Here is a 24,360-nt window from a genome sequence, read left to right as displayed (position 1 = left end):
AAATTCTTATGTAACGCCTAAATCCCATATATATCATAGGGACTTTAAAAAGTCAACAAATATGAGGGCTTTTTCTATTGTTTTTTTGCACATACTATACCATTTCGGTAGGAATTATGCTCGTTTTTCAACTATTTCTCTGTTGTCTTTCCAAGTCGGACTTTCTCCATCTCTCTGGCATCTTCTTCCTTGGCATAATCTAAAAGATAATTTCTTTTTTCTCCTCGTTCCCTCTCGTTGATTTCCCGAATCTGTTTTTCTGTCCGCTCTACTTCCTCATAGAAATCTCTCGCAGAGATTCGATAAGCTCCCTGTCCCATAACAATGACCTGCTCTAAGGCATCGGAAGTCGCTACCGTCACCTTATACTTTCGGCCGATTTCGTGAGTCGTCTTTTCAATATACTGGTCTGCAGTCTCCGCCTCTTTGGTATACACGACATAAATATTGTGATACTTCTGCACTTCTCCCTGATTGCCTTTGACCTTATACGCATCAAAAACAAGGATTAATGTACAGCCAATAAAGCCCTGATAATTACTTAAAATGTCCATCAGTTTATTTCTCGCTGCATCTATACTTGCCTTTGCCAGCTCGTTCAATTCTTCCCATGCAAAAATAATATTGTACCCGTCTACTAGTAAATATTCCTTTTTCGGTTCGTTTTCTTTTATTACAGTTGTGTGGCGGACTGGTGTTGAAACAGTCTGTTTGCGGTAACTGCTATAGCGGTCTCTTTCTTTTTGCTTTGAGCCAAATTCTCGTTCCATTATGGTGAGAAGTTCTGGGTCATCATCGTAGCTGGAGGAATAACCGCCAGAATAATTACAATGATTCCCCATCTGTACTGCCATCACCTCATCTTGTTCTATACCCGGTTTTTCTGCCAAAAAGTCCTCCTTGATATGCATATATTCCGGAACTTCATCCCATTTGACAAGGAAACCCGCACCATGTGCGCAAAATACAGAACCGGTAGGATTATCCACATCTCTCTCACTGTCATATCCAATTTCTTCGATAACTTCTTCCGCATTATGGCAAGGCTCATAACCTTTTAATGTGAGGGTAATTCGTCCACGGCCTTTCGTATATGCCCAGACTTCCCGCTGGTAATCCCGCATTTCTGATGCCGGAGCTGTTCCGGTAAGACGTACCATGCCCTGTTTATCTTCTGCTTCCGGTCCTTCAAAACTTCCGTTCATCTGCCCGATATCAGACATTGCCCTGCCGACCTGTTCCGATGGAACTTCTAACACAAACGAATACCACGGCTCTAACAGCACACTTTCCGCTGATTTTAATCCTTGACGAACTGCCCGGTATGTTGCCTGTCTAAAATCTCCGCCCTCTGTATGCTTCAAATGCGCTCTTCCTGCCACAATCGTTATCTTCATATCTGTAATCGGAGCCCCCGTAAGAACACCCGGATGCTCTCTTTCCTGCAAATGGGTGAGAATTAGTCTCTGCCAGTTTCTATCCAATACATCCTCGCTGCAATCCGTATCAAAAACAAGACCACTTCCTGCCTCTAACGGCTCCATTTTAAGATGTACTTCCGCATAATGACGAAGTGGCTCATAATGTCCCACTCCCACAACCGGACTTTTAATCGTTTCTTTGTATACAATTTTACCTGTGCCAAATTCCACATCAAGATGAAAACGTTCGGCAATCATTGTTTTCAAAATTTCCGTCTGCACCTCTCCCATAAGCTGCACATGAATTTCTTCCAGTGCCGGATTCCAGACAATATTGAGCAGCGGTTCTTCTTCCTCTAATTGCTTCAACTCCCTAAGAACCTTTGTCGTATCCGCTCCCTCCGGCAGAATCATCTGATAAGTGAGAACCGGCTCTAAAAATGGAGCTGCTGTTCCTTTTTCCACACCAAGCCCCTGACCGATATAGGAAGAAGAAAGCCCCGTCACCGCACAGACCCCTCCCGCTTCGACTTCATTTACTGCCTCATATTTTGCACCAGAGTAAATACGAATCTGATTGATTTTTTCCTCTTTATTTATCGGCATTTTTACAACAAGCTTACCGCCTGTCACCTTTAAAAATGTCAGACGCTCTCCTTTATCATCCCTCGAAATCTTAAATACCCGCGCACCAAATCCTTTTTTCCCATCAAATGGCTTCATGTACTCTTCAAATCCTGCAAGTAATTCCTGTACGCCGTCAAGCTTTAATGCGGAGCCAAAATAGCATGGAAAAATCTTGCGTTCCCTTATAAGACGGCAAATGTCCTCATTTCTTACGGTTTCATGCTCCATAAAATAATCAAGCACTACTTCATCTGTCATTGCTATTTCTTCTAGGGATTCTACATTTTTTCCCTTACCGAAAACAATACATCCTTCGTCCAGACGTTCCTTTAATTCCGTAAGCAGACTTTCCCTGTCTGTTCCTGGCTGATCCATCTTATTGATAAAAATAAATGTAGGAATCTCATAAAGTTTTAAAAGCTTCCACAGCGTTTCCGTATGTCCCTGTACACCATCTGCTCCACTGATAACAAGTACCGCATAATCAAGTACCTGTAGTGTTCTCTCCATCTCGGCAGAAAAATCAACATGTCCCGGCGTATCTAAAAGATTGATTCGTCTATTTCCCAATGAAAAAACTGCCTGCTTCGAAAAGATGGTGATTCCTCTGTCTCGCTCTAAAGAATAAGTGTCAAGAAATGCATCCTTGTGATCTACGCGTCCAAGCTTACGCACCGTTCCTGACAGATAGAGCATTCCTTCCGATAAAGTTGTCTTTCCTGCATCTACATGTGCCAGAATTCCCATTACGATATTTTCCACTATTTCACCTCGTTTCAATAAGAAGAAAAGCGACATGACTTATCTTTAAAGCCTTGCCGCTCTTGTAATTCATATTTGCAGAGCATGTTCGAAGAATGCTCTAATATCTTAACGGAGATGGAGGGATTTGAACCCTCGCGCCGGTTATAGCCGACCTACCGCATTTCGAGTGCGGACCCTTCAGCCACTTGGGTACATCTCCAAAGGTCAGCGATTATTATATCAAAAGTTTTGCTATTTATCAAGGGCGGATGGTGGAAAAATAATTCAATCGGATGACAGACGAAACTAAAGAAGCCCCTGCTTCCTATTTGTTTCTTTCATAGCGGCAGGTTGAATGCTCGCTTATGCGCTCGCATCCAACCCACAGTGATAGAGTCACAGATATAGGGAGCTTCTCTCTTTAGGTGCGGCTGATTGTTACTTTATCTTAATTCTGCCAAGATGCTAAATGCCTCTTTCATTGTATCCTTCACCAGATGTGTTTTCTTCTCATACTGTCCGCGATAAAATGTCACATTCTCCTCATTCGGTTCAAATTCATTCTTCAAATGAATATTCCCAGTTAATGCCTCTGCAATATTATCCACATCGCCAACGGCATATGCCCCAAACATACAGTTTGTCATAACCGCTCCTGCTGCATTCTCCAGTGTTACTGTGCGGCTGTCTAACATATCGGCTTTCATCTGATTCCACATATTATCACGGCTTCCGCCTTCCGTGATGGTGATCCGGCTTAAGTCAATGCCTGCGGAGCGGTATAAGTCTGTAATTTCCATGTAATCATAACCGATGGCTTCTAATACAGCGTGCCATAAGGTTGCCTGATCGGTATCCATTGTCATGTTTAAGAAACAGCCTACGGCATCTGGAATATCGTTGATTCCACCTGTTAAATACGGGAGGAAAAGTACACCATTAGAGCCTGCCGGAACTTTCCTGGCATCTTTTTCTAATACCTGATAGTAGCTGCCGTCTTCTGCTTTTTTACAGATATTATCTTTAAACCAGCGCAGGGCAAGTCCGCCGGTACGGATATATCCCCAGTAGAAGTAAGTGTCTGGAAGGGACCCACTGTTAAATACAAGTCCGGCTCCTTTTTTGCTTAGTTCTGGGATGATTCCTTTTGTGGATACACAGAACATAGAACAGGTTCCCGCTACGTCTACTGCCTGTCCTGGTTCCATATTGCCGCTTCCAATCATGGACTGCATCGTGTCTCCTGCTCCGCCACAGATTGGGATTCCTGCCGGGAGTCCGGTTTCCTGTGCAATTTCTTCTGTTAAATGTCCGATAATATCCCACGGTTTTACGATACGAGGCATCATTTCTTCTGGGATACCGAGAATGTCAAGCTGTTCTTTTGACCAGCATTTTTCTTCTACTTTATATCCAAGCCCCCACCCGGACATAGTTCCCCAGTCAACAAACATATCTTTTGCAGAAAGTCCGGCAAGATGTGCTAATACATATGGAGCATCGTGGATAAACTTCGCACCATTTTCTTTAAAGCCTTCTATATTTTTCAGGAACCAGCGGGCAAACATTGCAGGAAACATACAGTTTGCCTCCGGGTTACCTGTCTCTTTTCCGAAAATCTCCAACTCCCAGCTATTTACGAGTTCTACATCTTCCTTTGTACGGGAGTCCAGATAGTTAATGTATGGTGTAATCGCATTACCATCTTTATCTACACCGCAGATTCCACAAATGACACCATCGCCCATGATGGACTTAATCTTTGTGACATCAAGCCCTTTTTCTTTCATCTGGGATGCACATTCTTTCATCCCTTTGATGGTGAGGGCGAGATATTCGTCAACGTCCATGCTTACCCAGCCTGGTTCTGGATAGGTTAATGTTGTCGGTGCGGAAGATGATACGATGCAATTCATATCCTCATCATAGACTGCGACCTTTACGCTCTGTGTGCCTGCATCAAATCCAAGATAATAATTCATTTTGTTTTCCTCCATTCTTTTGGTAAAAGTGATAGGAGACGGAGAAATCATTATATCAGATGGGGATTAACTCTCCCACTGATACTGATTTGTTGCTCGCCACCTACAGAGGTGGAGTCATCTCACATCTGATATAATAATTTCTCCTGTCTTCTAAAAAATTCAGAATAATAGAATGTGTTCGTAAAAATATTTGCAAATACACTCTATCTATCCAAAATACATTATCTCCAAATTATGAAGTGTGAATAGGGAAGTTGATTAAAAGCCTGCTTAGTTAACTTAAATGAAATTTCCCAGAGGGTTCTTCATTTTACTAAGAACGGGAATCGCTCTTACAAATAAAAAAGCCCCGATAATAAGATATCGGGACGAAGTTACGCTTTTATTGAGGCTGTCTGTTACATCAAATACTGCCTGGCATCCAGAAATCTATACCTAACAATACGTCTGCAAAAACCGCTTTCTTCTCATTCTTCTCTCATCCAGACTGTACTGTCGGCTTCGGATTCGCACCGAATCATGCCAATGGCTCGCGGGCTTATGCTCTGATTTATCTATAGCTATGTAAGCAGTTTCTATAACCTAGAGCATATTTGAAAATTGCTCTAGTTCTATAACTCACCCGCCTGCTAAATAGTCAGTAACAATCACCGCCGGTAGGGAATTACACCCATCCCCGAAGATTCTGTATTTACATTTTTTATTATAACGCATTATGGATATGTATTCAAGATTATTGTGCATATTTTTTATACCAGATTTTGTATTTTTTTCTCCATAGATGATGACTGATAAAATGCTAAACTATATATTAGGATAGTGTTTTTGTAGTTTTATAAATCAACTATAACATTAAAAATATTTGTTTATTGCGGATATTTATAAAGAATTACTCTGGCTGGAGTGCATTTGAAAATACTCTGGCAATTGTTTTGGAGGAGGAACTTTTATGAGTAAATTAATGCATACACCATATCGTATAGGAAATATTGTGATTTCGAACCGTATTGTGAAGAGTGCAATGTTTGAATACTGCGCGAATCAGGGAAGGATCACAGACCAGCACAGGCAGATTTATGAAGATGCTGCCCGTGGAGGATGCGGGCTGATTATCACTGGTATGGAAGCGATTTCTTCGACTGCCGGTAACGGCCCAGGAATGATACATACGGAATATGATGGCTATCTCGAGGATATGAGAAGTATTGTGTCAAAAGTCCATCGGTATAGCAGCCGTATTTTTGTACAGCTTCAGCATGCCGGCCCGCGCACAGACTGGAAGAATGGCTACGACCGTTTTGCCTCATCACCTATTAAAGTGGCTGATGGCATTATTTATCATGCGGCTACCAAAGACGAATTAGCAAAAGTTGTTCATGATTTTGGTGTGGCTGCCCGCAAATGTAAATTAGCCGGATGTGACGGTGTGCAGATTCACGCCGCACACGGCTTTTTATTAACAACCTTTCTTTCTCCACATTTTAATAAAAGAGCGGATGAATATGGTGGCCCGATCGAGAACCGTTCCCGCCTGCTATTTGAGATTTACGATTCCGTTCGTAATGCCGTCGGTGTAGATTATCCAATTGCCTTAAAACTTTCTTTCAGTGATCTTGTCTCTGATTCCAGTACACCAGAAGAAATGTTGTGGGTATGTAAAGAACTAGAAAAGAAAGGAATTGATTTCATTGAAGTTTCTTCTGGAATCAGTGCTGACAACAGCGGCGCTTCCTGCTCTCCTGTTTTAAGAAACGGCGACCGAGAGGGCAAATTTTTAGAAAGTGCCCTCCTCGTATCTGATACTCTGGAAATCCCAGTATCCAGCGTTGGCTGCTACCGCTCCCCAGATTTCATAGAGCATATACTATCATCAACCTCTCTTACCGCCATTTCTCTTGGCAGACCATTAGTAAGAGAAGCCGATCTGCCAAACAAATGGAGAACCTCAAACGAAAAAGCAGCCTGTATCTCCTGCAATCGCTGCTTTAACTGCACAGACGTAATCACCTGCCTGTGCGGAAAAAAATAATTCTCCACCAATACAAAAATATTTCATTTTAGCAAGATACACCATCCACATATCTATTATGTAAATAAAACATTTGATGTTAATCCACCAGCTTCCTATACTTAAGCCAAGAATAAGTATAGAAAGCCGGTGTATTTATGAACAGCGTTTTACCAAGAGAGGAAGAAGTTGAAGCCATCTTTTCACAGATTCTTGCTTCCCCTGATTCCTGCAAAAAATTAATGGATATTTTCTATGATGTAATGGACGATAATCATTTATTAGAAGCGGATAATCCAAAACATTTTTCTAAAGTCTTATTTTATGCCTATCAAAATGGGGATATCAGTGCTCTTTTATTAAAGCTTTGTGGAAAGAGTATGTTTGACCTTTTAAGAGAGGCGTATCTTATTCCGAAACGATTTCACGGAAAAGCAGGGAAGAACCCTGTACTTTTAACAAATCCAGAAGGTGAACTTCTTCCAGAAGCACAAAAAATAGTTTCTGGCAGAGAGTATAGCAAGTTTAAGGAAACGTATAAAAATCATATTTGTGCTCCCCGTTCAAAATTATATCTCGCAGATGGTTATGACATTGTCCGTTCTTATGTTAATGACACTGATATGGAAATTACGGAAAAAAGAGAAAATAAACGGCGTGGCATTATGATTCTTTATGCACTTCCCGATACGAAAAAGATAGGTCTTACCGAAGCACAGGCTTATGCGGTTGTGTGGGATACGTTCCATAATATTCAAAAAGAAGCACCTCATGCCATCGTTTATTATGGTCAGGAAACCGGATTAAAAAAGGAACAGACCTTTGACGAGATTGGTATTCTTCTCCCTATTCGGGAATTTGAAAAGAAAATGCTTCATCATTTAAGCGAAATCGATGGGCTTGTTTTAGCCTGCCGTGAAAAAATGATGAAAAAGGCTGGAATGGAAAGTCTGGAACTGTGAGAATATCAGCTATTTCTATAAAAATACAGGAAAAATTAAACAATAGCTGTTTCTATAAACTAGTAAGAAGGAATGTTAAAATGAGTGAAACTATGATAAGAAAAAATCATATGGATGTGCTCTGGCATGAATATACCGATAAAGAGGGGCAAAATCTCCCTATTGTACAAGCAAGCCTTACGGAAAAAGCCTCAATTATCGGCCGTGCTGGCATTATGCTTTTATCCTGCGGAACTGGTGCGTGGCGTGTGCGCAGTTCTATGAATACTCTCGCTGAAGTGATGGGCGTGACCTGTACCGCAGATATCGGTCTGATGTCTATTGAATATACCTGTTTTGATGGTCAGGACGGCTTTACGCAGTCACTCTGTCTGACCAATACTGGTGTAAACACTTCAAAACTGAATCGTCTGGAGCATTTTATTCAGGATTTTGAAACAGAAGGAAAAGATATGTCCGGTGAGCAGTTACATAATCTTCTTGATAATATTGAAGAGATTCATGGACTTTATTCACCGATTGCCCTTGGTATCGCTGCCGCTCTTGCCTGCGGAGGATTTACCTTTTTGCTTGGCGGCGGACCGATTGAAATGTTTTGTGCTTTTGTCGGAGCTGGTCTCGGAAACTTTTTAAGATGTAAACTTACCAAGCACCATTATACCTTGTTTCTGGGAATTGTCTTATCCGTTTCCCTCGCCTGCCTTTCCTATGCCGGACTTTTAAAATTGGGCGAAATCTTTCTGGGACTTTCCGTCAAACATGAAGCAGGATATATCTGCGCGATGCTGTTCATCATTCCAGGATTTCCATTTATCACAAGCGGCATTGACCTTGCAAAACTTGATATGCGTTCCGGTATCGAACGGCTCGGTTATGCATTAATCATCATTTTAGTCGCAACAATGTCTGCATGGATTATGGCATTAATTTTACATTTACAGCCTGTTGATTTTATAAAGATTTCTCTGCCTTTAGCTGGTTGGATTATTTTCCGGTTTCTGGCAAGTTTCTGCGGTGTATTCGGATTCTCCATCATGTTTAACAGCCCAATCCCACTGGCAGTCGCCGCCGCAAGTATTGGCGCTATCGCAAATACACTTCGATTAGAACTCGTTGACCTTGTAAATGCTCCCCCTGCTGCCGCAGCTTTTATCGGAGCCTTAACCGCAGGAATCCTTGCCTCCCTCATGAAAGACAGAGTCGGCTACCCAAGAATTTCCGTAACCGTCCCTTCCATCGTTATTATGGTTCCAGGCCTCTACCTCTACCGCGGATTCTACAACTTGGGAATTATGTCCCTCGCCACCTCCGCCACTTGGTTTGCCTCTGCCCTTTTAATCATTCTTGCTTTACCACTTGGGTTGATTTTTGCAAGAATCCTTACAGATAAAACATTTCGGTATTGTACTTAATAGAAAACACAGATATAATAGCGGAGCAGCAAAGTTACGCTATTAGCAAAAGAGCCTCCTTATAACGCTTGATTTTGCTCAGTTGTAAAAAACACAAAGTCACAAAATCAAGCGTTATAAGGAGGCTCTTTTTATAGATGACTTCTTGCCGCTCCTTCTTTACATCTACGATACTATGCTTTCCTCTGTTTCATCTATCTTTATTAAACTACAGAGTTTTCTCTCCGCTCCTATTCCTCACATACAGCACTGCCATTGCTATTGCCGCAATTCCCCAAGATATCGGATAGGAAAGCGCCACTTTATCCGAGGAAGGATTCTGTGCCATAAGTACAAACAGCGCAGCAATGCGGAATCCACAGAAACTTACGACTGTTACGACCATCGGTAAGAACGCCTTTCCAAATCCTCTTAAATTACTGCTGAAACATTCCAGTACGGTATAGAAAAAGTAGAATGGAAAGGTTACTTTTATGATTTCTAATGTCTGTGCTGCTACGGCAGTATCTTTTGTAAATGCTTTTAGGATAACTGGCATTGCGATAATAAGCAGTATACAGGCAATAAATGTTGCAAAAGAACCGCCAAGGATGCTGAATTTATTTCCTTTTTTAATTCGGTTCCAGTTTCCGGCTCCGTAATTTTGCCCGACAAAGGATACGACAGCCTGACCGAGTGCGATAATCGGCAGATATACGATGAGTTCCACACGGAAGTAGACTGTAAAAGATGCAACCGCTGTAACGCCAAGTGTATTAATCTGTGACTGGATGATAATGTTTGATAAGGTAATGATAATCGACTGTACACCAGCGGGTACACCGACTTTTAATATATCCGTAAACTCACGCAGACTACATTCTTTTATACTGAAACGCAGGGCATATGGTTCTTTTAACCGATATAAATGTAGCATAATTCCGATTGCCGCAACTGTCTGGGAAAAAAGGGTTGCCAGTGCAGTTCCTTCCACGCCCATATGGAACACTGCTAAAAAGATAAAGTCAGCAAATACATTGATGATTCCACCAAAGAACTGATACAGTAACGGTGTTCTCGAGTCACCTAACGCTCTCAATACTCCGCTTAACAGGTTGTAGCTGACTATGGATATCATGCTCACCATATAGATTCGCAGATAACGTACCGCCAGCGGAAAAATACTTTTCGGCGTTCCCATCCATGTTAAAAAGATTGGAGAAAATATCAATCCAATCACCATCAATAATAAACCGCCGATGATTCCTGTCCAGAAAATTGTCTGGATTAACTTTTTCAGTTCGTTAAAACGTTTTGCTCCGTAATGTCTGGCTGCAAATACATTGGTTCCGACTGCCATTCCATTGAAGAATCCAATCAGGCAGGTAACGATCAGTCCACTTGCCCCGATTGCTGCAGAGGCTTTTGTTCCAAGAAGCTGTCCGACAAAAATAAGGTCAACCGTACTGTAAAGCTGCTGAATAAGACTGGAACCTAAAAGAGGAAGGGCAAATAACAGGATGCCCTTCCAAATACTTCCTTCTGTCAAAGTATGTGTATTCTTTTTTAAATTTCTCAAATCATGTCCTCCCACATCTCACGGGAATGAATTCCGGCATGGTCATCGTAATGTTCTTTATGATGCTTATGCAGTTCCTCATGGGTATGTTCATGATTCATATCACCGAGATCATCAATACAGGTATCGTAATGGCCATAGGCAATAAGCGGTGAATTTTCCGGAACAGAGTATGAAATTGTCTGATACAGGATAATCGCATCTTCTTTTAAACGAATTTCTTCAATGACATTGCCAAAGTAATCCTTTAATTCTCCAAGAAGTTCTCCTGCCCTGGCAACCTGTCCCGCTTTCTTTTTCGGGAACCAGCAGCCTGCCTTTTCTGAATCAATATAATGTGCATGGTGCATATGTCTTGGCACACGCATCTGCATCTCCGATAAGGTTGGTTTCGTTTTTAATACATCGATACGACGCAAAATATTCTTTACATCTTTTTGTGACGCTGCTACTTCCTCTTCTGACCACATACCATTACAGCCTCGCTCGATTAATACAGATGGAATTCCGAGAGAGCCGGCATAATTGTAAGCCCCGCCTTTACCACTCTGAGACTTCACATAAAATGGCATATCTGCCGCCTGTGCCATACGCTCTGCCTCTGCTACCGTTTCTGCTGGTGCATTTCCCACACAGTAAATAAACGGAGTCAGATCTTCAAACCAGTCCCCATTATGAACATCAATATAATAATCTACCTTAGAAAAAATCTCTTTTTCCATAAAGTAAGCAAGCTTATCGGTATAAGTGCCATTTTCATTTCCTGGAAAAACACGGTTTAAATTCTTGCCGTCTTCTGCCGAGACACTGACGGTTCTTGCCTGAAATCCATTCACGTTTACGATATGTATCATGATAAGAATTCCCTTGATATCCTCTGGCTGAAGCTGCTTTGCAAGACCTGTGACGCACTCAATTCCTACATATTCTGCATTATGGATACCGCCATCTACTAAGACGGTCGGTCCTTCTTCCCTTCCATAGATTAATGTTACCGGAAGCTCATCCTCTGTAAAAGGCAGCTTCAAAAATCCACATGTTTTTTGTCCTTTTTCCACATAAAGATTGCCTAACTGAAATCCCATGCATACTCTCCTTCTAAAAATAATATTATGAATTCCTCAGCAATTGAATTACTGAGGATTCCCACTTAATCTTCTAAAATAATACAAGTTATAAACTATACGAAAAAAAGACCTATATTGCTATAAGTCTTTTCATCTATCGTACTCTAAATCTGATGTACTAATTCACTATACTACCTGAATTTTTCAAGAATGCCCCGGCATTCTTGCTAGAGGCTATATCAGATGGGGGATTGACTCCTCCACTGATACTGATTTGTTGCTCGCCACCTGCAGATGTGGAAGTCATCTCACATCTGATATACTAATCTTACCACCAGCCAGCCAAAGTATGTATAAAAATTCTCTTTATTCTATGTACAGCTCTCTTAAAATTCCGTAAGATGAGTTGACTAAGTATATAAGCAGTTCTCCTGGCTTAGTTCTCTGTCGGTACACCCTTCCCAAAACAATATCGCCTCAGTGGATAATTGTACAGACTCCCCTTACAGTGACGGATTCGCTCCGGACTCTAACCGGATTCTCTTTTCATCCTTTCAGAACTTATACACTGTTATTCAATTCCTCATCTATTGTAGCATAGGCTTTTTTCGCTGACAAGCGTATTTTAGTGCAAAAGTTAGTCATTACTTACTTTGATTAGTTCAAGAAATTTCTCATGAATCTTATCATTTCCAGTCAATTCCGGATGAAAGGAGAATGCCAGCTGATTTTTGTAGGCAACACCTACAATTTTTTCCTCTACTTCAGCAAGTATTTCCACATCATCCCCGACAGATTCAATATATGGAGCACGAATAAATTCCATCGGATATGTTCCGATTCCTTTAATCCCGCCTTCGTAATAGAAACTTCCAAGCTGTCTTCCGTAAGCATTTCTCTTTACAGTAACAGGTAAGGTCGCAAAACCACGTTTCTCATCATTAGAGACATTCTGTGCCAGTAAGATTAATCCCGCACAGGTCGCTAAAACTGGAAGTCCTTCTTCTATTTTTTCCTTTAAAGGTTCGAACATGGAGAGTTCTTTTAAAAGTCTGCTCTGTACGGTACTTTCGCCGCCCGGCAGAACAAGGCCATCAAAATCCTGCTCTAAATCTTCAGCCTTTCTAAGCTCTACTGTCTCTGCTCCAAGTCTCTGTAATGCTTTTTCATGTTCTATAAAGGCCCCCTGGACCGCAAGTACCGCAATCTTCATTTTATTTTCCTCTCTCTGCCATTAATAACTGAATCTCGCTCTCGTTGATACCAACCATAGCCTCTCCTAAGTCTGAGGAAAGTTCTGCGAGCATCTTTGCGTCTTTGTAGTTTGTAACTGCCTTTACAATAGCATCAGCTCTCTTCTTTGGATTACCGGACTTAAAGATACCAGAACCAACGAATACACCTTCTGCACCAAGCTGCATCATTAAGGCTGCATCGGCAGGAGTTGCAACACCGCCGGCTGCAAAGTTAACAACTGGAAGTCTTCCTGTATCGTGTACTTTTAATACCAGTTCATAAGGAACTCTTAATTCTTTTGCTACTTCAAAAAGCTCATCCTGTCTCATAGATGTGATACGTGCGATTTCACGATTCATCATACGCATATGACGTACAGCCTGTACAACATCACCTGTTCCTGGTTCCCCTTTTGTACGAATCATAGAAGCACCTTCGTTGATTCTTCTAAGAGCCTCACCTAAATCTTTTGCTCCACATACAAATGGAACTTTGAACTGTTTTTTATCAATATGATATACATCGTCTGCTGGGGAAAGTACTTCACTCTCATCGATGTAGTCAATCTCAATTGCCTCAAGAATCTGTGCTTCTGCGAAATGACCGATACGGCATTTTGCCATAACCGGAATAGAAACCGCTTCCTGTATTCCACGAATCATCTTAGGGTCGCTCATTCTGGAAACACCACCGGCTGCACGAATGTCAGCTGGGATTCTCTCTAATGCCATAACGGCACAAGCTCCAGCTTCTTCAGCAATCTTTGCCTGCTCCGGAGTCGTAACGTCCATGATTACGCCGCCTTTTAACATCTGGGCAAGTTCCTTGTTTAATTCATACTGTTTTTCTGCATTATTATTCATGATAAAACTCCTTTCAGCTTGAAGGTATAGTAGAGGAAACAGACGGAAATTTTATACTTTATTTCCGGCTGCTAAATACAGCAAATTTTAACAAAACTAAAAATTTCAATCCCTTCTGGCTGCTACGCACAGCTAATTTATGAAAAGGAATCAAAAGCTAATTTTATAACTTTACGCTATGGAGTTTTGACCATAAATTCTTCGAGGGACTTATCGAGAAGAATTTTGTTTTATTGGGCAAAACGGAATGTCCAGCGTAACGGAATAAAATTAGCTTTTGATTCCTTTTCATAAATTAGCGTCTGTATTAACTGTGTTAAATTTTGCTGTGTTAAATTTTGCATCTGTCCGTATAGTACAGCAAAAATGACCATATTGAAATATCCAATTTAGATATAGTCAATATGGTCAGTTTGGTATTAATATTTTGTTTTTCTGAGTTTTCCTAGTAGTTTACTATGGTCAGTTTAGAAGGTCACAGTAATCGTTGTTCCCTTGCCAACTTCGCTCTCTAAGTTTAGCTGTGCATCGTGCAGCGCAACGATATGCTTTACGATAGCAAGACCCAATCCTGTTCCCCCAGTCTGTTTGGAACGGCTTTTGTCTACTCGGTAGAAGCGCTCGAACACTCGCTTCTGGTGTTCTTTGGAAATTCCGATTCCGGTATCTGCCACACTGATATATGGGTGGCCTTGTGAGCTGTCCACTCTGACCTTTACGCTTCCGTTCTTTTTATTGTAACGAATGGCATTGGCACAAAGATTATTGATCAGTTCGTTAATCATCTCGCGATTTGCGGTGATTTCCTGATGGCCTCCCTCATAAGTTATGGTAACATCGTTTTTCTCGGCATAGATTTGCATATTTTCTACGCAAATCTGTGCTTCTTCGAAAAGATCAAATTTCTCTACAAGAAGCTGTGTATTGGAACTATCAAGCTCCGAAAGACGGATGATATCATTAATGAGAGAAAGCAGGCGTCGGGCATTTTTCTCTATTTTCTGTGCAAAGCTGCCGATTTCTTCTGGCGGTACCATTCCATTTTCCATAAGTTCGGCATAGCCGGATATGGCGGTAAGCGGTGTTTTTAGTTCATGCGAAACATTGGCGGTAAAGTCCTGGCGCATTCTCGCACTTTTTAAAATGTCCGCATGCTGCGCTCGAATAGTTGCTGCAAATGGAGCAAGTTCTTTATATGCCGGTGTAATGGAAAAATCATTAATATCCACTGCCATCTGCTCGATCGGCTTTACCAGATTCTTTGTCATAAAGTGTGCCAGTATAATGCACAGAATCATCATCACAAGTATCGTCGCCGCTATAATCGGAAAAATTTTTCCTCCAACTGTCCATATATTGCTTGCTTCTCTGGCAACTCGGAGGACAGAGCCATCATTTAATTTTATGGCATAATAAAATGTATTCGTTCCCATTGTTGCAGATTGACGAACAGCACTTCCATCTCCTCTTTTAAATGCATTCTTTACTTCTGGACGACTCATATGGTTATCCATAGTTCCGACATCGGCATCGTTATCATAAAGAACCGTTCCATCTGATGAAATCCACGTCACACGCAGTTCCCGGTAATCCATATGTATTGCCTTTTCGTTCCCTGAATGAAAAATTCCTGTATTTTTTAATACAATAGCATTGGCGCTAAGATCATCCTGTACCTGTGTTTGAAATAAATCATAAAATACAAATAGCATGACCAGCATCGTAGAAATAATCGCAATAATCGAGATACTGATTAATTGCACATTAATCTTTCTTCTCATAAAAAAGTCCCCTATTCCATAACATACCCAACATTTCGCACCGTCTTAATATGTCTGCTGCTGTCTCCCAGCTTCTTACGGAGTGTCTTGATATGCATATCAACGGTTCGGGATTCGCCTTCAAATTCAGTATCCCACACACGCTCCATGATTTTTTCTCTGGTAAGAACAATTCCAGCGTTGTGCATAAGAAGTTTTAAAAGTTCGTATTCCTTGTAAGTCAGCTCAATTCCCTTATTATCAACATAAACGACATGACGCTCATTATCTAAGAAAATGTCTCCGATTGTCATATATTTATCGTCCGGCTGCTCTAAAGTACGGCGCAGAATCGCTTTTACTCTTGTAATAAATTCGATAATGGAAAATGGTTTCTTAATATAATCGTCCGCTCCGATATCGAGTCCCCTTACCATGTCAATCTCGGAAGTTTTTGCAGTTACCATGATAACCGGCAGCTTCTTTGTGGCAGGATTCTGGCGAAGCTTCTTCACAATTTCATAACCATCTTCATCTGGAAGCATGAGGTCAAGAATCGCAAGGTCTGGCAGTTTTTCTTCTAACTTTTTGTAGAAATGTGCCGCATCGTCAAACTGTTCTACGCTATGCCCGCTGTTCTTTAATGCGATTGCCTCAATCTCCTGAATATTTGTGTCGTCCTCCACTATATAAATATTTGCCATAATTATTTTCCTCCATGTTTACTCTCCGGCAAAGTGTATTTCTCACTAAGCTCCATATATTCATGTCGAAATTCTTCACTGTTTTCTTCTTTTAGTATATCAAGATATTCATGGGTGTCAAACCCTCCCTCATCAACTTGTAACAGACATACTGCGATGTTGGAACAGTGGTCTGCGGCACGCTCAAAGTTTGTGGAAATGTCTGAAAGAACAAATCCAAGTTCGATGGTACACGTTCCTGTTCTAAGACGGTTAATATGTCTCTGCTTTTCCTCTTTGTTCAGTGCATCTACAACCTGCTCTAACGGTTCTACTTCTTTGGCAAGGCCAGTATCTCCTGTCTCAAAGGCAAGTACCGCCCTGTCGATAATGTCACGAATCGCATTGGAAAATACAAGAAGTTCCTGCTTTGCCTTGTCTGAGAACTGCAGATTCTTTTTGTTCATTTCCACAGCGGCATCACGAATGTTTACCGCATGATCAGAAATACGCTCAAAGTCACCGATACAATGAAGAAGTACCGATAAAATACGACTGTCCTTTACAGAGAGGTCTCGTTCACTCAGTTTAACAAGATAAGTACCGAGGGCATCTTCATACTGGTCAATCTGATTTTCTAACTTCTCTACTCTCGCAGATGTTTTTTCATCGTATTCTTTTAACAGATCAATCGCAAGATTCATTGCCTTTTTGGACTTTCTTGCCATATTGATGGCTACGCCACGACATTCTTCCATCGCAAAACCTGGCTTGTCTAAGAAACGCTCGTCTAATCTTGCAAGATCTGGATTGATTTTCTCTTCTTCCATCTCTTCTACTTCAGATCCTTTATCTGGAATTGCAAGAATTGCCATTTTCTCAAGAAGATTTGCAAATGGGAATAACAGGATCGTTGCGCCAATATTAAACAAACTGTGGATAACAGCGATGCCTGCCGGACTTGCTGCTGTATTTAAAAATGAAAAATGAACAAACGTATTCAATGTATAGAATACGACCATGAAAATAACCGTACCACTAATATTGAAGAAAAGGTGTACTGCTGCTGCTCTTTTTGCATTTTTGCTTGTTCCGATACTGGAAATGATTGCTGTTACACAAGTACCGATGTTCTGTCCCATAATGATCGGTAATGCTGTACTGAAATTAACCGCTCCAGTCGCACAAAGTGCCTGTAAAATACCGACAGATGCAGAGGAACTCTGAATTACTGCGGTAAGAATCGTACCTGCTAACAATCCAAGAATTGGGTTAGAAAACATCGTGAGAATTCCTGTAAACTTCTCATTATCTGCAAGAGGCGCTACCGCACCACTCATCGCTTCCATTCCGTACATCAGAATCGCAAATCCCAGAAAAATACCACCAATATCTTTCTTTTTCTCATCTTTTGTAAACATAATAAATATTATGCCTACTATAGCAAGAATAGGGGAAAATGAAGATGGCTTTAACATTTTTAATATAAAGCTGCTTCCCTGAATCCCGGTAAGACTTAACAGCCAGGATGTGATGGTTGTACCAATATTCGCACCCATAATAATGCCGACAGCCTGATTCAGCTTCATAATCCCTGAGTTTACAAAACCAACAACCATTACTGTTGTTGCAGAGGAAGACTGGATTACTGCCGTAACACCAGCTCCTAATAATACCGCCATAATTCGTTTTGAAGTCAGTTTTTCAAGAAGACGTTCCATACGGCCGCCGGACAGCTTCGAAAGCCCTGCGCCCATCGCCTCCATACCATAAAGGAATAACGCCAATCCTCCTATCATTGATAAAATACCAAAAATATCCATACTCTCTCCTCCATTTTATATTTTACATATGTAGAGCAATTCTCATTTTTGCCGCACAATTCTTTTGTATTATTTTACAGAATTGCTATAGTATAACCACGAACCACCTATCGGATTCGCGGGTCAGTTTCATACTAGAAAGAGATTTTACTTTTTTCACACCTCATTTTTACGTTAGCAAAATAAAATTTACCTTTCTAATATCTAGTTTTTACGTTAACATACCTATGTAAAATCCGAAGAGAGTACTATGTAAAGTTTATGTAAAATTATTTCTTTTTTCGACATGCACTATCAAATATTTCTAAATATACAAAAAAAAGAGCAACGATGACTCCATGTCACGAAATCTGTTTTCGTATCGTTGCTTTTTCATATTTATTTATGCTAATCTTTTCCTTAGCCCGCAATCTGTCCTGTAATGGAAAAGATAACCCATTCTGCGATATTTGTCGCATGGTCCCCGATTCTTTCAAAATATTTTGTAACCATCAGAAGGTCTACTGCCTGTTCCCCTTCATCAGCATGATTTCTGATAAGTTCAATCAATTCCTGTTTTACTTCCTCGAAAAGATCATCAATCACATCATCGTGTGCAATGACTTTCTGTGCCTTATCCAAATCTTTTTCTACATAAGCCTCCAGGCTCTGGATAAGCATGACCATTGTCTCCCTTGCCATCTCTTCGATGTGGTCTAACTTTTTAACGTATGTTTTCTCTGAAAGAACAATCGCCAGTTCGGAAATATCTGTTGCATGATCTCCGATTCTCTCCATGTCTGTTACCATCTTAAGTGCTGCAGAAATATTTCGAAGATCTCTTGCTACTGGCTGCTGCTGTAATAAAAGACGTAAGCATAAATCTTCAATTTTTCTTTCTGTACGATCGATTTCTTCATCACCTGCCATTACCTTTTGGGCAAGTTCTACATCCTGTTTCATTAATGCTTTTACAGCATCTCCAATGGATTTCTCGATCATTGTTCCCATGTTGATCATTTCTTTGTTAAGCTGTTTCAGCTGTTCATCAAAACGAATACGCATATCAACCAAACCTCCCTGTGATGTAATCCTCTGTACGTTTGTCCTTTGGCATAGAAAATAATTCGTCTGTCTTTCCTGCCTCAATAATTTCCCCTAACAGGAAGAAAACAGTTTTGTCGGAAATTCGTGTTGCCTGCTGCATGTTATGAGTTACCATTACAATTGTGTAATCTTTCTTTAATTCCTGTGCCAGCTCTTCGATTTTAATGGTGGATATCGGATCAAGTGCGGATGTTGGTTCATCCATCAATAATACTTCTGGTTTTACGGCTAATGCTCTTGCGATACAAAGTCTCTGCTGCTGTCCGCCAGATAAACCTAACGCACTCTTTTTCAAACGGTCTTTTAACTCATCCCAGATAGCAGCTCCCCTTAATGCTTCTTCTACAATCTGGTCAAGTTTTGCTTTGCTTCGGATTCCGTGTGTTCTTGGCCCGTAAGCTACGTTATCATAAATGCTCATTGGGAATGGATTCGGTTTCTGGAATACCATACCAACTCTTTTTCTTAAAAGATTGACATCTAAATCTCTGTAAATGTCTGTTCCGTCCAATGTTACCTGACCGGTAATCTTACATCCCTCTACTAAGTCATTCATACGGTTTAAAGATTTTAATAAAGTAGATTTACCACAGCCAGATGGTCCGATGAATGCGGTAATCTCTTTTTCCTGTATATTTAAAGAGATATCTTTTAATGCATGAAACTGCCCGTAATACAGATTCAGGTCATCAATCATCATTTTATTTGCCAAGATATTGTCCTGCCTTTCTGAAAAATATCATAAATATCGTTTTGTGTTTTGCCTTTTTTATTATGCTTTAGAAATTTTCTTTGCAATAAAGGAAGATAATGCATTGATTCCGATAACAAGTATCAGTAAGATTACTGCCGTTGCGTAAGCCTGATTTACATGAAGTCCCTCATTTGCAAGTAAGTACATGTGTACTGCTAATGTTCTTCCTGATGAAAATGCACTGTTTGGAATCTTTGCTACGGTACCTGCTGTGTAAATTAATGCTGCTGTCTCTCCCACGATTCTTCCTGTTGCAAGAATAACACCAGAAAGGATTCCTGGTACGGCTGCCGGAAGAACGATTTTAAAGATAGTTCTAAGTTTCCCTGCACCAAGTCCAAAACTACCTTCACGGTAAGAATCCGGTACGGATAATAATGCTTCTTCTGTTGTTCTTAAAATAACTGGAAGAATCATAATTGCTAAAGTAAATGCACCTGCAAGAATGGAGAACTTCCATTTTAATGCAGTTACGAAAAATAACATACCGAATAATCCATATACGATAGAGGGAATACCTGTTAACGTTTCTGCTGTTACACGGATAACCTTTACTAATTTGTTACCTTTTTTTGCATACTCTACAAGATAGATCGCGGAGCCGATTCCAACAGGAACAGCCAGTAACAGGGATATTCCTGCCATAATTACGGTATTGATCGCTGCCGGGATTACCGAACAGTTTTCTGAAGTATATGTCCAGGAAAATAAATCTGCATTAATATACGGGATACCATTTACTAAAATATACAAAATTAAAAATACAAGTGCTGCGATTGTTGCGACTGCGGATAAAACGACGAGCAACATAACAAGAAAAGAACCTGGTGTCCTTTTATATGACTTTAATCTGTCACTTAATGTCAGATGGTTCATAGGAGCTTCGTTCATCATAGCGCTTGGTTTTGCTGCCTGCTGAATATTTTCCATTTTATTTACTCATCTCCTATCTACTCTTTTTCTGAACGCATTTTTATAATAGAAAATGCAAGGTTGATAATAAGGATAAACACGAATAACACAACACCGGTTGCAATTAACGCTTCTCTGTGAAGACCTTCTGCATATCCCATCTCCATTACGATATTTGCCGTCAGTGTACGAACCCCTTTTAAAATACCTTTTGGTACTCTCGCCTGATTACCAGCTACCATGATAACCGCCATTGTTTCACCGATCGCACGGCCTACACCAAGAATAATTCCTGCAAAGATACCAGACTTTGCTGCTGGTAAAACAGCTCTGAAAACACTTCTCTCATGTGTTGCGCCAAGTGCCAGAGAACCTTCATAATAACTTCCTGGTACGGCACGAATCGCACTCTCAGATACACCGATAATTGTTGGGAGAATCATAATCCCTAAAAGAATCGAAGCTGCTAAAATACTGCTTCCTGTTCCACCAAAGTTGTAACGGATTGCTGGCACGATCATTACCATACCAAAGAAACCATATACTACAGATGGAATACCTGCTAAAAGCTCTACTGCCGGTTTTACAACCTTATATATTTTTTCCGGGCAATACCATGCCAGAAAAACAGCGGTAAGTAATCCAATCGGAACACCAATGATAATGGCTCCTACTGTAACATAGATACTTCCAAGAATCATCGGGAAAATACCATAAATATCATTTCCCGGTTTCCATGTAGTACCAAGAAGAAAATCGGCAAAGCCGATTTTCTTCATCGCCGGTATTCCGTTTGCGAAAAGGAATACACATATTAATGCTACAGCGAGAATGGAGACACAGGCAGCGAGGAGGAAAACGATTTCCATGATTTTTTCTTTAGATTTTGCCATGTCTGCCCACTCCTTTATTTTGTGATATCACTCCATGATGTTGTTTCACCAGTGAAGATTGATTTTACCTGATCTGTGGATAATTCATCTACAGAGCTTTCATTATTTACGATAACTGCGATACCATCTTTGGCAATTGTCTTACCCTCTACACCCTGAGCTGTCTCATCATCTTTTAAGTCTCTGGATGCCATACCAATGTCATAAGAACCTTCTACTGTAGAAGAAACACCTGTTGTACTATCTGTTGTCTGAACGTCTACCTGTATATTTGTATTTGCCTTACTATAAGCTTCTACTAATTTTTCCATTACAGGAGATACGGAGGAAGAACCACCAACAACTACTTTACCTTTTGCATTGCTTGCCTGGTAAGCTGCTGCACCTTCGTCAACTGGAATATATCCGTTATCTTCAATAATCTTCTGTCCGTCTGCACTCATGATGTAATTTACGAAGTCATTTGCTGCATCACTTGTTTTCTTTCCTAATACAATGTTAAAAGGTCTTACTACTTTGTAGCTGCCATTCTTTACATTATCTACAGAAGCTTCTGCACCATCAATCTTTACAGCTTTTACTGTATCATTTAAAGAACCGAGGGAAATGTAACCGATTGCATTGGCATCATTTGCTACGGAAGACATCATTACGGAAGTACTGTTTGTGATACTTGCCTCGTCTGTTGTCTTATCTACTTTTTCTCCGTTTTCTTCTTCTTCGATACCAAACAGTTCGATGAAAGCTCCTCTTGTTCCGGAACCGTCTTCTCTTGACATTACAGTGATTGCTGCATCGGAACTTCCGCCATCTGCTTTTGCTCCTTTGTTTCCACAGCCTACAAGAGTTGTTACTGCCATAGCTGCAATTAATGCGAAGCTGATAAATTTCTTCATGATTGTAATCCTTCTTTCTTACTTTCTTTTTCTTTTCTTTTTCTTCTTTCTTAAGCTTGCTTTCCTCAAGCTTCCTCTAAAGAATACTGGGCAAATGTAAAGTTCAAAACCAAAGTTTTGTAAAATGAAAGTAAAAAGTGTGATTACTATTTAATTCATTAGACAGACGCCCAAGAAGAGAGAAGATACCCTATATTTGTGGCTTTAGTCGCGGCGGTTTAAATGCTCGCTTAAAGCGCTCGCATCTAAACCTTGCTCCGAGGCCACAAATATAGGATATCTTCTCTCTTCTCGGGCTGTCTTTGGCTGGATTTTGTTTGAATTAAATAGTGGTTGTGGGGATTTGGGGGAGAGGGCAGAAGTTTTCTGCTTGCTCTGAAATTATTGTGAATAGATATTTTGTATTTAAATGGAAGTTATAAAGGGAAATTAAATTTAATGAGGTTATAATCAGATACAGTTAATTTTTCCGTAGTAGGATTGCCATAGCTGTCCATTTTCCACACGCCTTCTTCACAGGCCTCATATCGAATCTCATTAATTCGTTTTAATGCATTTTGTGCATCTGTTATGTACTCTCTTGTTTTTTTACTCCTATTTTACACCGTTTTCTCAAATATCTGCTAGAGAAATGTCGGCAGGTGGCGTATACTAAAACTGTATGTGTGAATAGCACATTTAGTATGAATTCTACATAATTTGCATTTACATTATAAAAATACTATATACATAAAAAGAGCTAAGAAACATTTCTGCAAATTATTTTGGAATATCTGCCATATTTTTTTAAGAAGAAAGAGGGAATGAACGTAAGTGAAAAAGAAGAAGGTTAAACCAGTAAAACAGATGGGGTCTACGGGGACGAAGTTGCAAAAAGAAGTAGCTGCTATGGAAGAGGCTATGAAGCAGCATCATATAGAGGAACAATGCCAACTGCTTATTGATGAGATGATGCCGCAGATTAAAAGGCTTGGACGCTCGCTTTCCGGCACTTATCATCGAAATATTATTGAATATACGACAAGCCGGATTAAAAGCCCGGAAAGTATTGTGGAAAAATTACACCGCAAGAACAGAGAGGTTTCTCTTGATAAAGCTGTAGCGACTCTGCGTGATCTTGCCGGTATTCGTGTAATCTGCTCTTTTCAGGATGATGTATACCGTGTGGCTGGAGCAATTAAAAATCTTCCCGGTTATGAGCTTGTAAAAGAAAAAAATTATATTAACAAACCAAAAGCCAGCGGTTACCGCAGTATTCATCTTATTTTAAGACCAGCAAATACCGCATATGACATTAACTATATTGAGATTCAGGTTCGTTCTGCCGCCATGAACTACTGGGCGATTCTTGAATATCAGCTTTGCTATAAAAATGAGAAAAAAGGTGCTGAACGAATTCGAAAAGAATTAAAGGAATGTGCAATTGACATTGCAAAGATTGATAAAAAAATGCTGAAGTTGCGAAAAGAGATTGAAAAAATTTAAAGCGTGCTTGAAAAATACTTTCTGTAAGAGAGTAAAAGAGAAAAGATATCTGCAGTGCTATAAAAAATCATTATAAAAAGATATCCTTTCAGTGCAAAGGTTTCCATTTATCTCTCCCATATTCTGCGATACAATATTTACAGAATGTGGGTTTTTTTGAACCTCACTTATTACAGAACGTTATC

General features: G+C 40.3%; 18 protein-coding genes, 1 tRNA gene and 2 riboswitches. Of the genes, 4 read left to right on the top strand and 15 right to left on the bottom strand.

Annotated features, from left to right (window positions below):
• Positions 1-131: 131 nt before the first annotated feature.
• The 3 genes from EUBHAL_RS04830 to EUBHAL_RS04820 all read right to left on the bottom strand — a co-directional run bounded on the left by EUBHAL_RS04830 (position 132) and on the right by EUBHAL_RS04820 (position 4,774).
• Positions 132-2,846 (bottom strand): translation factor GTPase family protein, encoded by a 2,715-nt coding sequence (locus EUBHAL_RS04830; protein ID WP_005345641.1) that lies wholly within the window; start codon positions 2,844-2,846, stop codon positions 132-134.
• Positions 2,847-2,922: 76 nt separating this feature from the next.
• Positions 2,923-3,012 (bottom strand) — tRNA-Ser (locus tag EUBHAL_RS04825).
• A 223-nt stretch (positions 3,013-3,235) separates the two neighbouring features.
• On the bottom strand, positions 3,236-4,774 hold the full coding sequence (locus EUBHAL_RS04820) for an FGGY-family carbohydrate kinase (protein WP_242648742.1): 1,539 nt from the start codon (positions 4,772-4,774) through the stop codon (positions 3,236-3,238).
• Positions 4,775-5,243: 469 nt separating this feature from the next.
• A riboswitch (FMN riboswitch) is annotated at positions 5,244-5,465 on the bottom strand.
• Positions 5,466-5,726: 261 nt separating this feature from the next.
• On the opposite strand from EUBHAL_RS04820, the gene EUBHAL_RS04815 reads away from it, so the two are divergent.
• From EUBHAL_RS04815 to EUBHAL_RS04805, 3 genes are all read left to right on the top strand, one after another.
• Positions 5,727-6,806, top strand: coding sequence for an oxidoreductase (locus EUBHAL_RS04815; protein WP_005345630.1), 1,080 nt, complete (start codon positions 5,727-5,729; stop codon positions 6,804-6,806).
• A gap of 137 nt (positions 6,807-6,943) precedes the next feature.
• Positions 6,944-7,747 carry a DUF4866 domain-containing protein gene (locus tag EUBHAL_RS04810; protein WP_005345627.1) on the top strand — a complete coding sequence of 268 codons (804 nt, stop codon included), beginning with the start codon at positions 6,944-6,946 and terminating at the stop codon, positions 7,745-7,747.
• Positions 7,748-7,827: 80 nt separating this feature from the next.
• On the top strand, positions 7,828-9,159 hold the full coding sequence (locus tag EUBHAL_RS04805) for a threonine/serine exporter family protein (RefSeq protein WP_044922035.1): 1,332 nt from the start codon (positions 7,828-7,830) through the stop codon (positions 9,157-9,159).
• Between the two features lie 208 nt (positions 9,160-9,367).
• Here EUBHAL_RS04805 and EUBHAL_RS04800 read toward each other — a convergent pair whose 3' ends face one another.
• The 12 genes from EUBHAL_RS04800 to EUBHAL_RS04745 all read right to left on the bottom strand — a co-directional run bounded on the left by EUBHAL_RS04800 (position 9,368) and on the right by EUBHAL_RS04745 (position 22,690).
• On the bottom strand, positions 9,368-10,717 hold the full coding sequence (locus EUBHAL_RS04800) for an MATE family efflux transporter (protein ID WP_005345622.1): 1,350 nt from the start codon (positions 10,715-10,717) through the stop codon (positions 9,368-9,370).
• Positions 10,714-11,802: a M14 family metallopeptidase gene (locus tag EUBHAL_RS04795; RefSeq protein WP_005345620.1), complete on the bottom strand. Its 1,089-nt coding sequence runs from the start codon at positions 11,800-11,802 to the stop codon at positions 10,714-10,716. Before EUBHAL_RS04795 ends, EUBHAL_RS04800 begins: the two co-directional genes overlap by 4 nt.
• A 386-nt stretch (positions 11,803-12,188) precedes the next feature.
• A riboswitch (cobalamin riboswitch) is annotated at positions 12,189-12,364 on the bottom strand.
• A gap of 57 nt (positions 12,365-12,421) precedes the next feature.
• Entirely contained in the window at positions 12,422-12,997 is a 576-nt protein-coding gene (gene pdxT, locus EUBHAL_RS04790; RefSeq protein WP_005345617.1) for a pyridoxal 5'-phosphate synthase glutaminase subunit PdxT, read from the bottom strand.
• Between the two features lies 1 nt (position 12,998).
• Positions 12,999-13,883, bottom strand: a complete 885-nt coding sequence (pdxS, locus tag EUBHAL_RS04785) for a pyridoxal 5'-phosphate synthase lyase subunit PdxS (RefSeq protein WP_005345616.1) — start codon at positions 13,881-13,883, stop codon at positions 12,999-13,001.
• A 467-nt stretch (positions 13,884-14,350) separates the two neighbouring features.
• Positions 14,351-15,664, bottom strand: a complete 1,314-nt coding sequence (locus tag EUBHAL_RS04780; protein ID WP_005345602.1) for a sensor histidine kinase — start codon at positions 15,662-15,664, stop codon at positions 14,351-14,353.
• Between the two features lie 11 nt (positions 15,665-15,675).
• Positions 15,676-16,347, bottom strand: a complete 672-nt coding sequence (locus tag EUBHAL_RS04775) for a response regulator transcription factor (protein WP_005345601.1) — start codon at positions 16,345-16,347, stop codon at positions 15,676-15,678.
• A 2-nt stretch (positions 16,348-16,349) separates the two neighbouring features.
• Positions 16,350-18,149 (bottom strand): Na/Pi cotransporter family protein, encoded by a 1,800-nt coding sequence (locus tag EUBHAL_RS04770; protein ID WP_005345598.1) that lies wholly within the window; start codon positions 18,147-18,149, stop codon positions 16,350-16,352.
• A 399-nt stretch (positions 18,150-18,548) separates the two neighbouring features.
• On the bottom strand, positions 18,549-19,193 hold the full coding sequence (gene phoU / locus EUBHAL_RS04765; protein WP_005345595.1) for a phosphate signaling complex protein PhoU: 645 nt from the start codon (positions 19,191-19,193) through the stop codon (positions 18,549-18,551).
• Position 19,194: 1 nt separating this feature from the next.
• Positions 19,195-19,935, bottom strand: a complete 741-nt coding sequence (gene pstB / locus EUBHAL_RS04760; protein WP_005345590.1) for a phosphate ABC transporter ATP-binding protein PstB — start codon at positions 19,933-19,935, stop codon at positions 19,195-19,197.
• A 72-nt stretch (positions 19,936-20,007) separates the two neighbouring features.
• Positions 20,008-20,865 (bottom strand): phosphate ABC transporter permease PstA, encoded by an 858-nt coding sequence (gene pstA, locus EUBHAL_RS04755; protein WP_044922043.1) that lies wholly within the window; start codon positions 20,863-20,865, stop codon positions 20,008-20,010.
• A gap of 74 nt (positions 20,866-20,939) precedes the next feature.
• The gene (gene pstC, locus EUBHAL_RS04750) at positions 20,940-21,794 is read right to left on the bottom strand and encodes a phosphate ABC transporter permease subunit PstC (RefSeq protein WP_005345586.1); all 855 of its coding nucleotides are present in this window, start codon (positions 21,792-21,794) and stop codon (positions 20,940-20,942) included.
• A 14-nt stretch (positions 21,795-21,808) separates the two neighbouring features.
• Positions 21,809-22,690, bottom strand: coding sequence for a substrate-binding domain-containing protein (locus EUBHAL_RS04745; RefSeq protein WP_005345582.1), 882 nt, complete (start codon positions 22,688-22,690; stop codon positions 21,809-21,811).
• A gap of 813 nt (positions 22,691-23,503) precedes the next feature.
• Between EUBHAL_RS04745 and EUBHAL_RS04740 the strand changes: the two genes are divergently transcribed.
• A complete protein-coding gene (locus EUBHAL_RS04740; protein ID WP_005345579.1) occupies positions 23,504-24,175 on the top strand; it encodes a GTP pyrophosphokinase in 672 nt (223 codons plus the stop codon).
• Positions 24,176-24,360: the final 185 nt, after the last annotated feature.

Origin of the sequence: Anaerobutyricum hallii DSM 3353 (assembly GCF_000173975.1) — a bacterium.
GTDB classification, from domain to species: domain Bacteria; phylum Bacillota; class Clostridia; order Lachnospirales; family Lachnospiraceae; genus Anaerobutyricum; species Anaerobutyricum hallii.
This window is presented reverse-complemented; position numbering and strand designations above follow the sequence as displayed.

Excerpts from the sequence above, each read along its gene's own strand:
- EUBHAL_RS04830 (WP_005345641.1), bottom strand. The coding sequence starts at position 2,846 with ATGTCGCTTTTCTTCTTATTGAAACGAGGTGAAATAGTGGAAAATATC.
- EUBHAL_RS04820 (WP_242648742.1), bottom strand. The coding sequence starts at position 4,774 with ATGAATTATTATCTTGGATTTGATGCAGGCACACAGAGCGTAAAGGTC.
- EUBHAL_RS04815 (WP_005345630.1), top strand. The coding sequence starts at position 5,727 with ATGAGTAAATTAATGCATACACCATATCGTATAGGAAATATTGTGATT.
- EUBHAL_RS04810 (WP_005345627.1), top strand. The coding sequence starts at position 6,944 with ATGAACAGCGTTTTACCAAGAGAGGAAGAAGTTGAAGCCATCTTTTCA.
- EUBHAL_RS04805 (WP_044922035.1), top strand. The coding sequence starts at position 7,828 with ATGAGTGAAACTATGATAAGAAAAAATCATATGGATGTGCTCTGGCAT.
- EUBHAL_RS04795 (WP_005345620.1), bottom strand. The coding sequence starts at position 11,802 with ATGGGATTTCAGTTAGGCAATCTTTATGTGGAAAAAGGACAAAAAACA.
- pdxT (WP_005345617.1), bottom strand. The coding sequence starts at position 12,997 with ATGAAGATTGCGGTACTTGCGGTCCAGGGGGCCTTTATAGAACATGAA.
- pdxS (WP_005345616.1), bottom strand. The coding sequence starts at position 13,883 with ATGAATAATAATGCAGAAAAACAGTATGAATTAAACAAGGAACTTGCC.
- EUBHAL_RS04780 (WP_005345602.1), bottom strand. The coding sequence starts at position 15,664 with ATGAGAAGAAAGATTAATGTGCAATTAATCAGTATCTCGATTATTGCG.
- EUBHAL_RS04775 (WP_005345601.1), bottom strand. The coding sequence starts at position 16,347 with ATGGCAAATATTTATATAGTGGAGGACGACACAAATATTCAGGAGATT.
- EUBHAL_RS04770 (WP_005345598.1), bottom strand. The coding sequence starts at position 18,149 with ATGGATATTTTTGGTATTTTATCAATGATAGGAGGATTGGCGTTATTC.
- phoU (WP_005345595.1), bottom strand. The coding sequence starts at position 19,193 with ATGCGTATTCGTTTTGATGAACAGCTGAAACAGCTTAACAAAGAAATG.
- pstB (WP_005345590.1), bottom strand. The coding sequence starts at position 19,935 with ATGATGATTGATGACCTGAATCTGTATTACGGGCAGTTTCATGCATTA.
- pstA (WP_044922043.1), bottom strand. The coding sequence starts at position 20,865 with ATGAACCATCTGACATTAAGTGACAGATTAAAGTCATATAAAAGGACA.
- pstC (WP_005345586.1), bottom strand. The coding sequence starts at position 21,794 with ATGGCAAAATCTAAAGAAAAAATCATGGAAATCGTTTTCCTCCTCGCT.
- EUBHAL_RS04745 (WP_005345582.1), bottom strand. The coding sequence starts at position 22,690 with ATGAAGAAATTTATCAGCTTCGCATTAATTGCAGCTATGGCAGTAACA.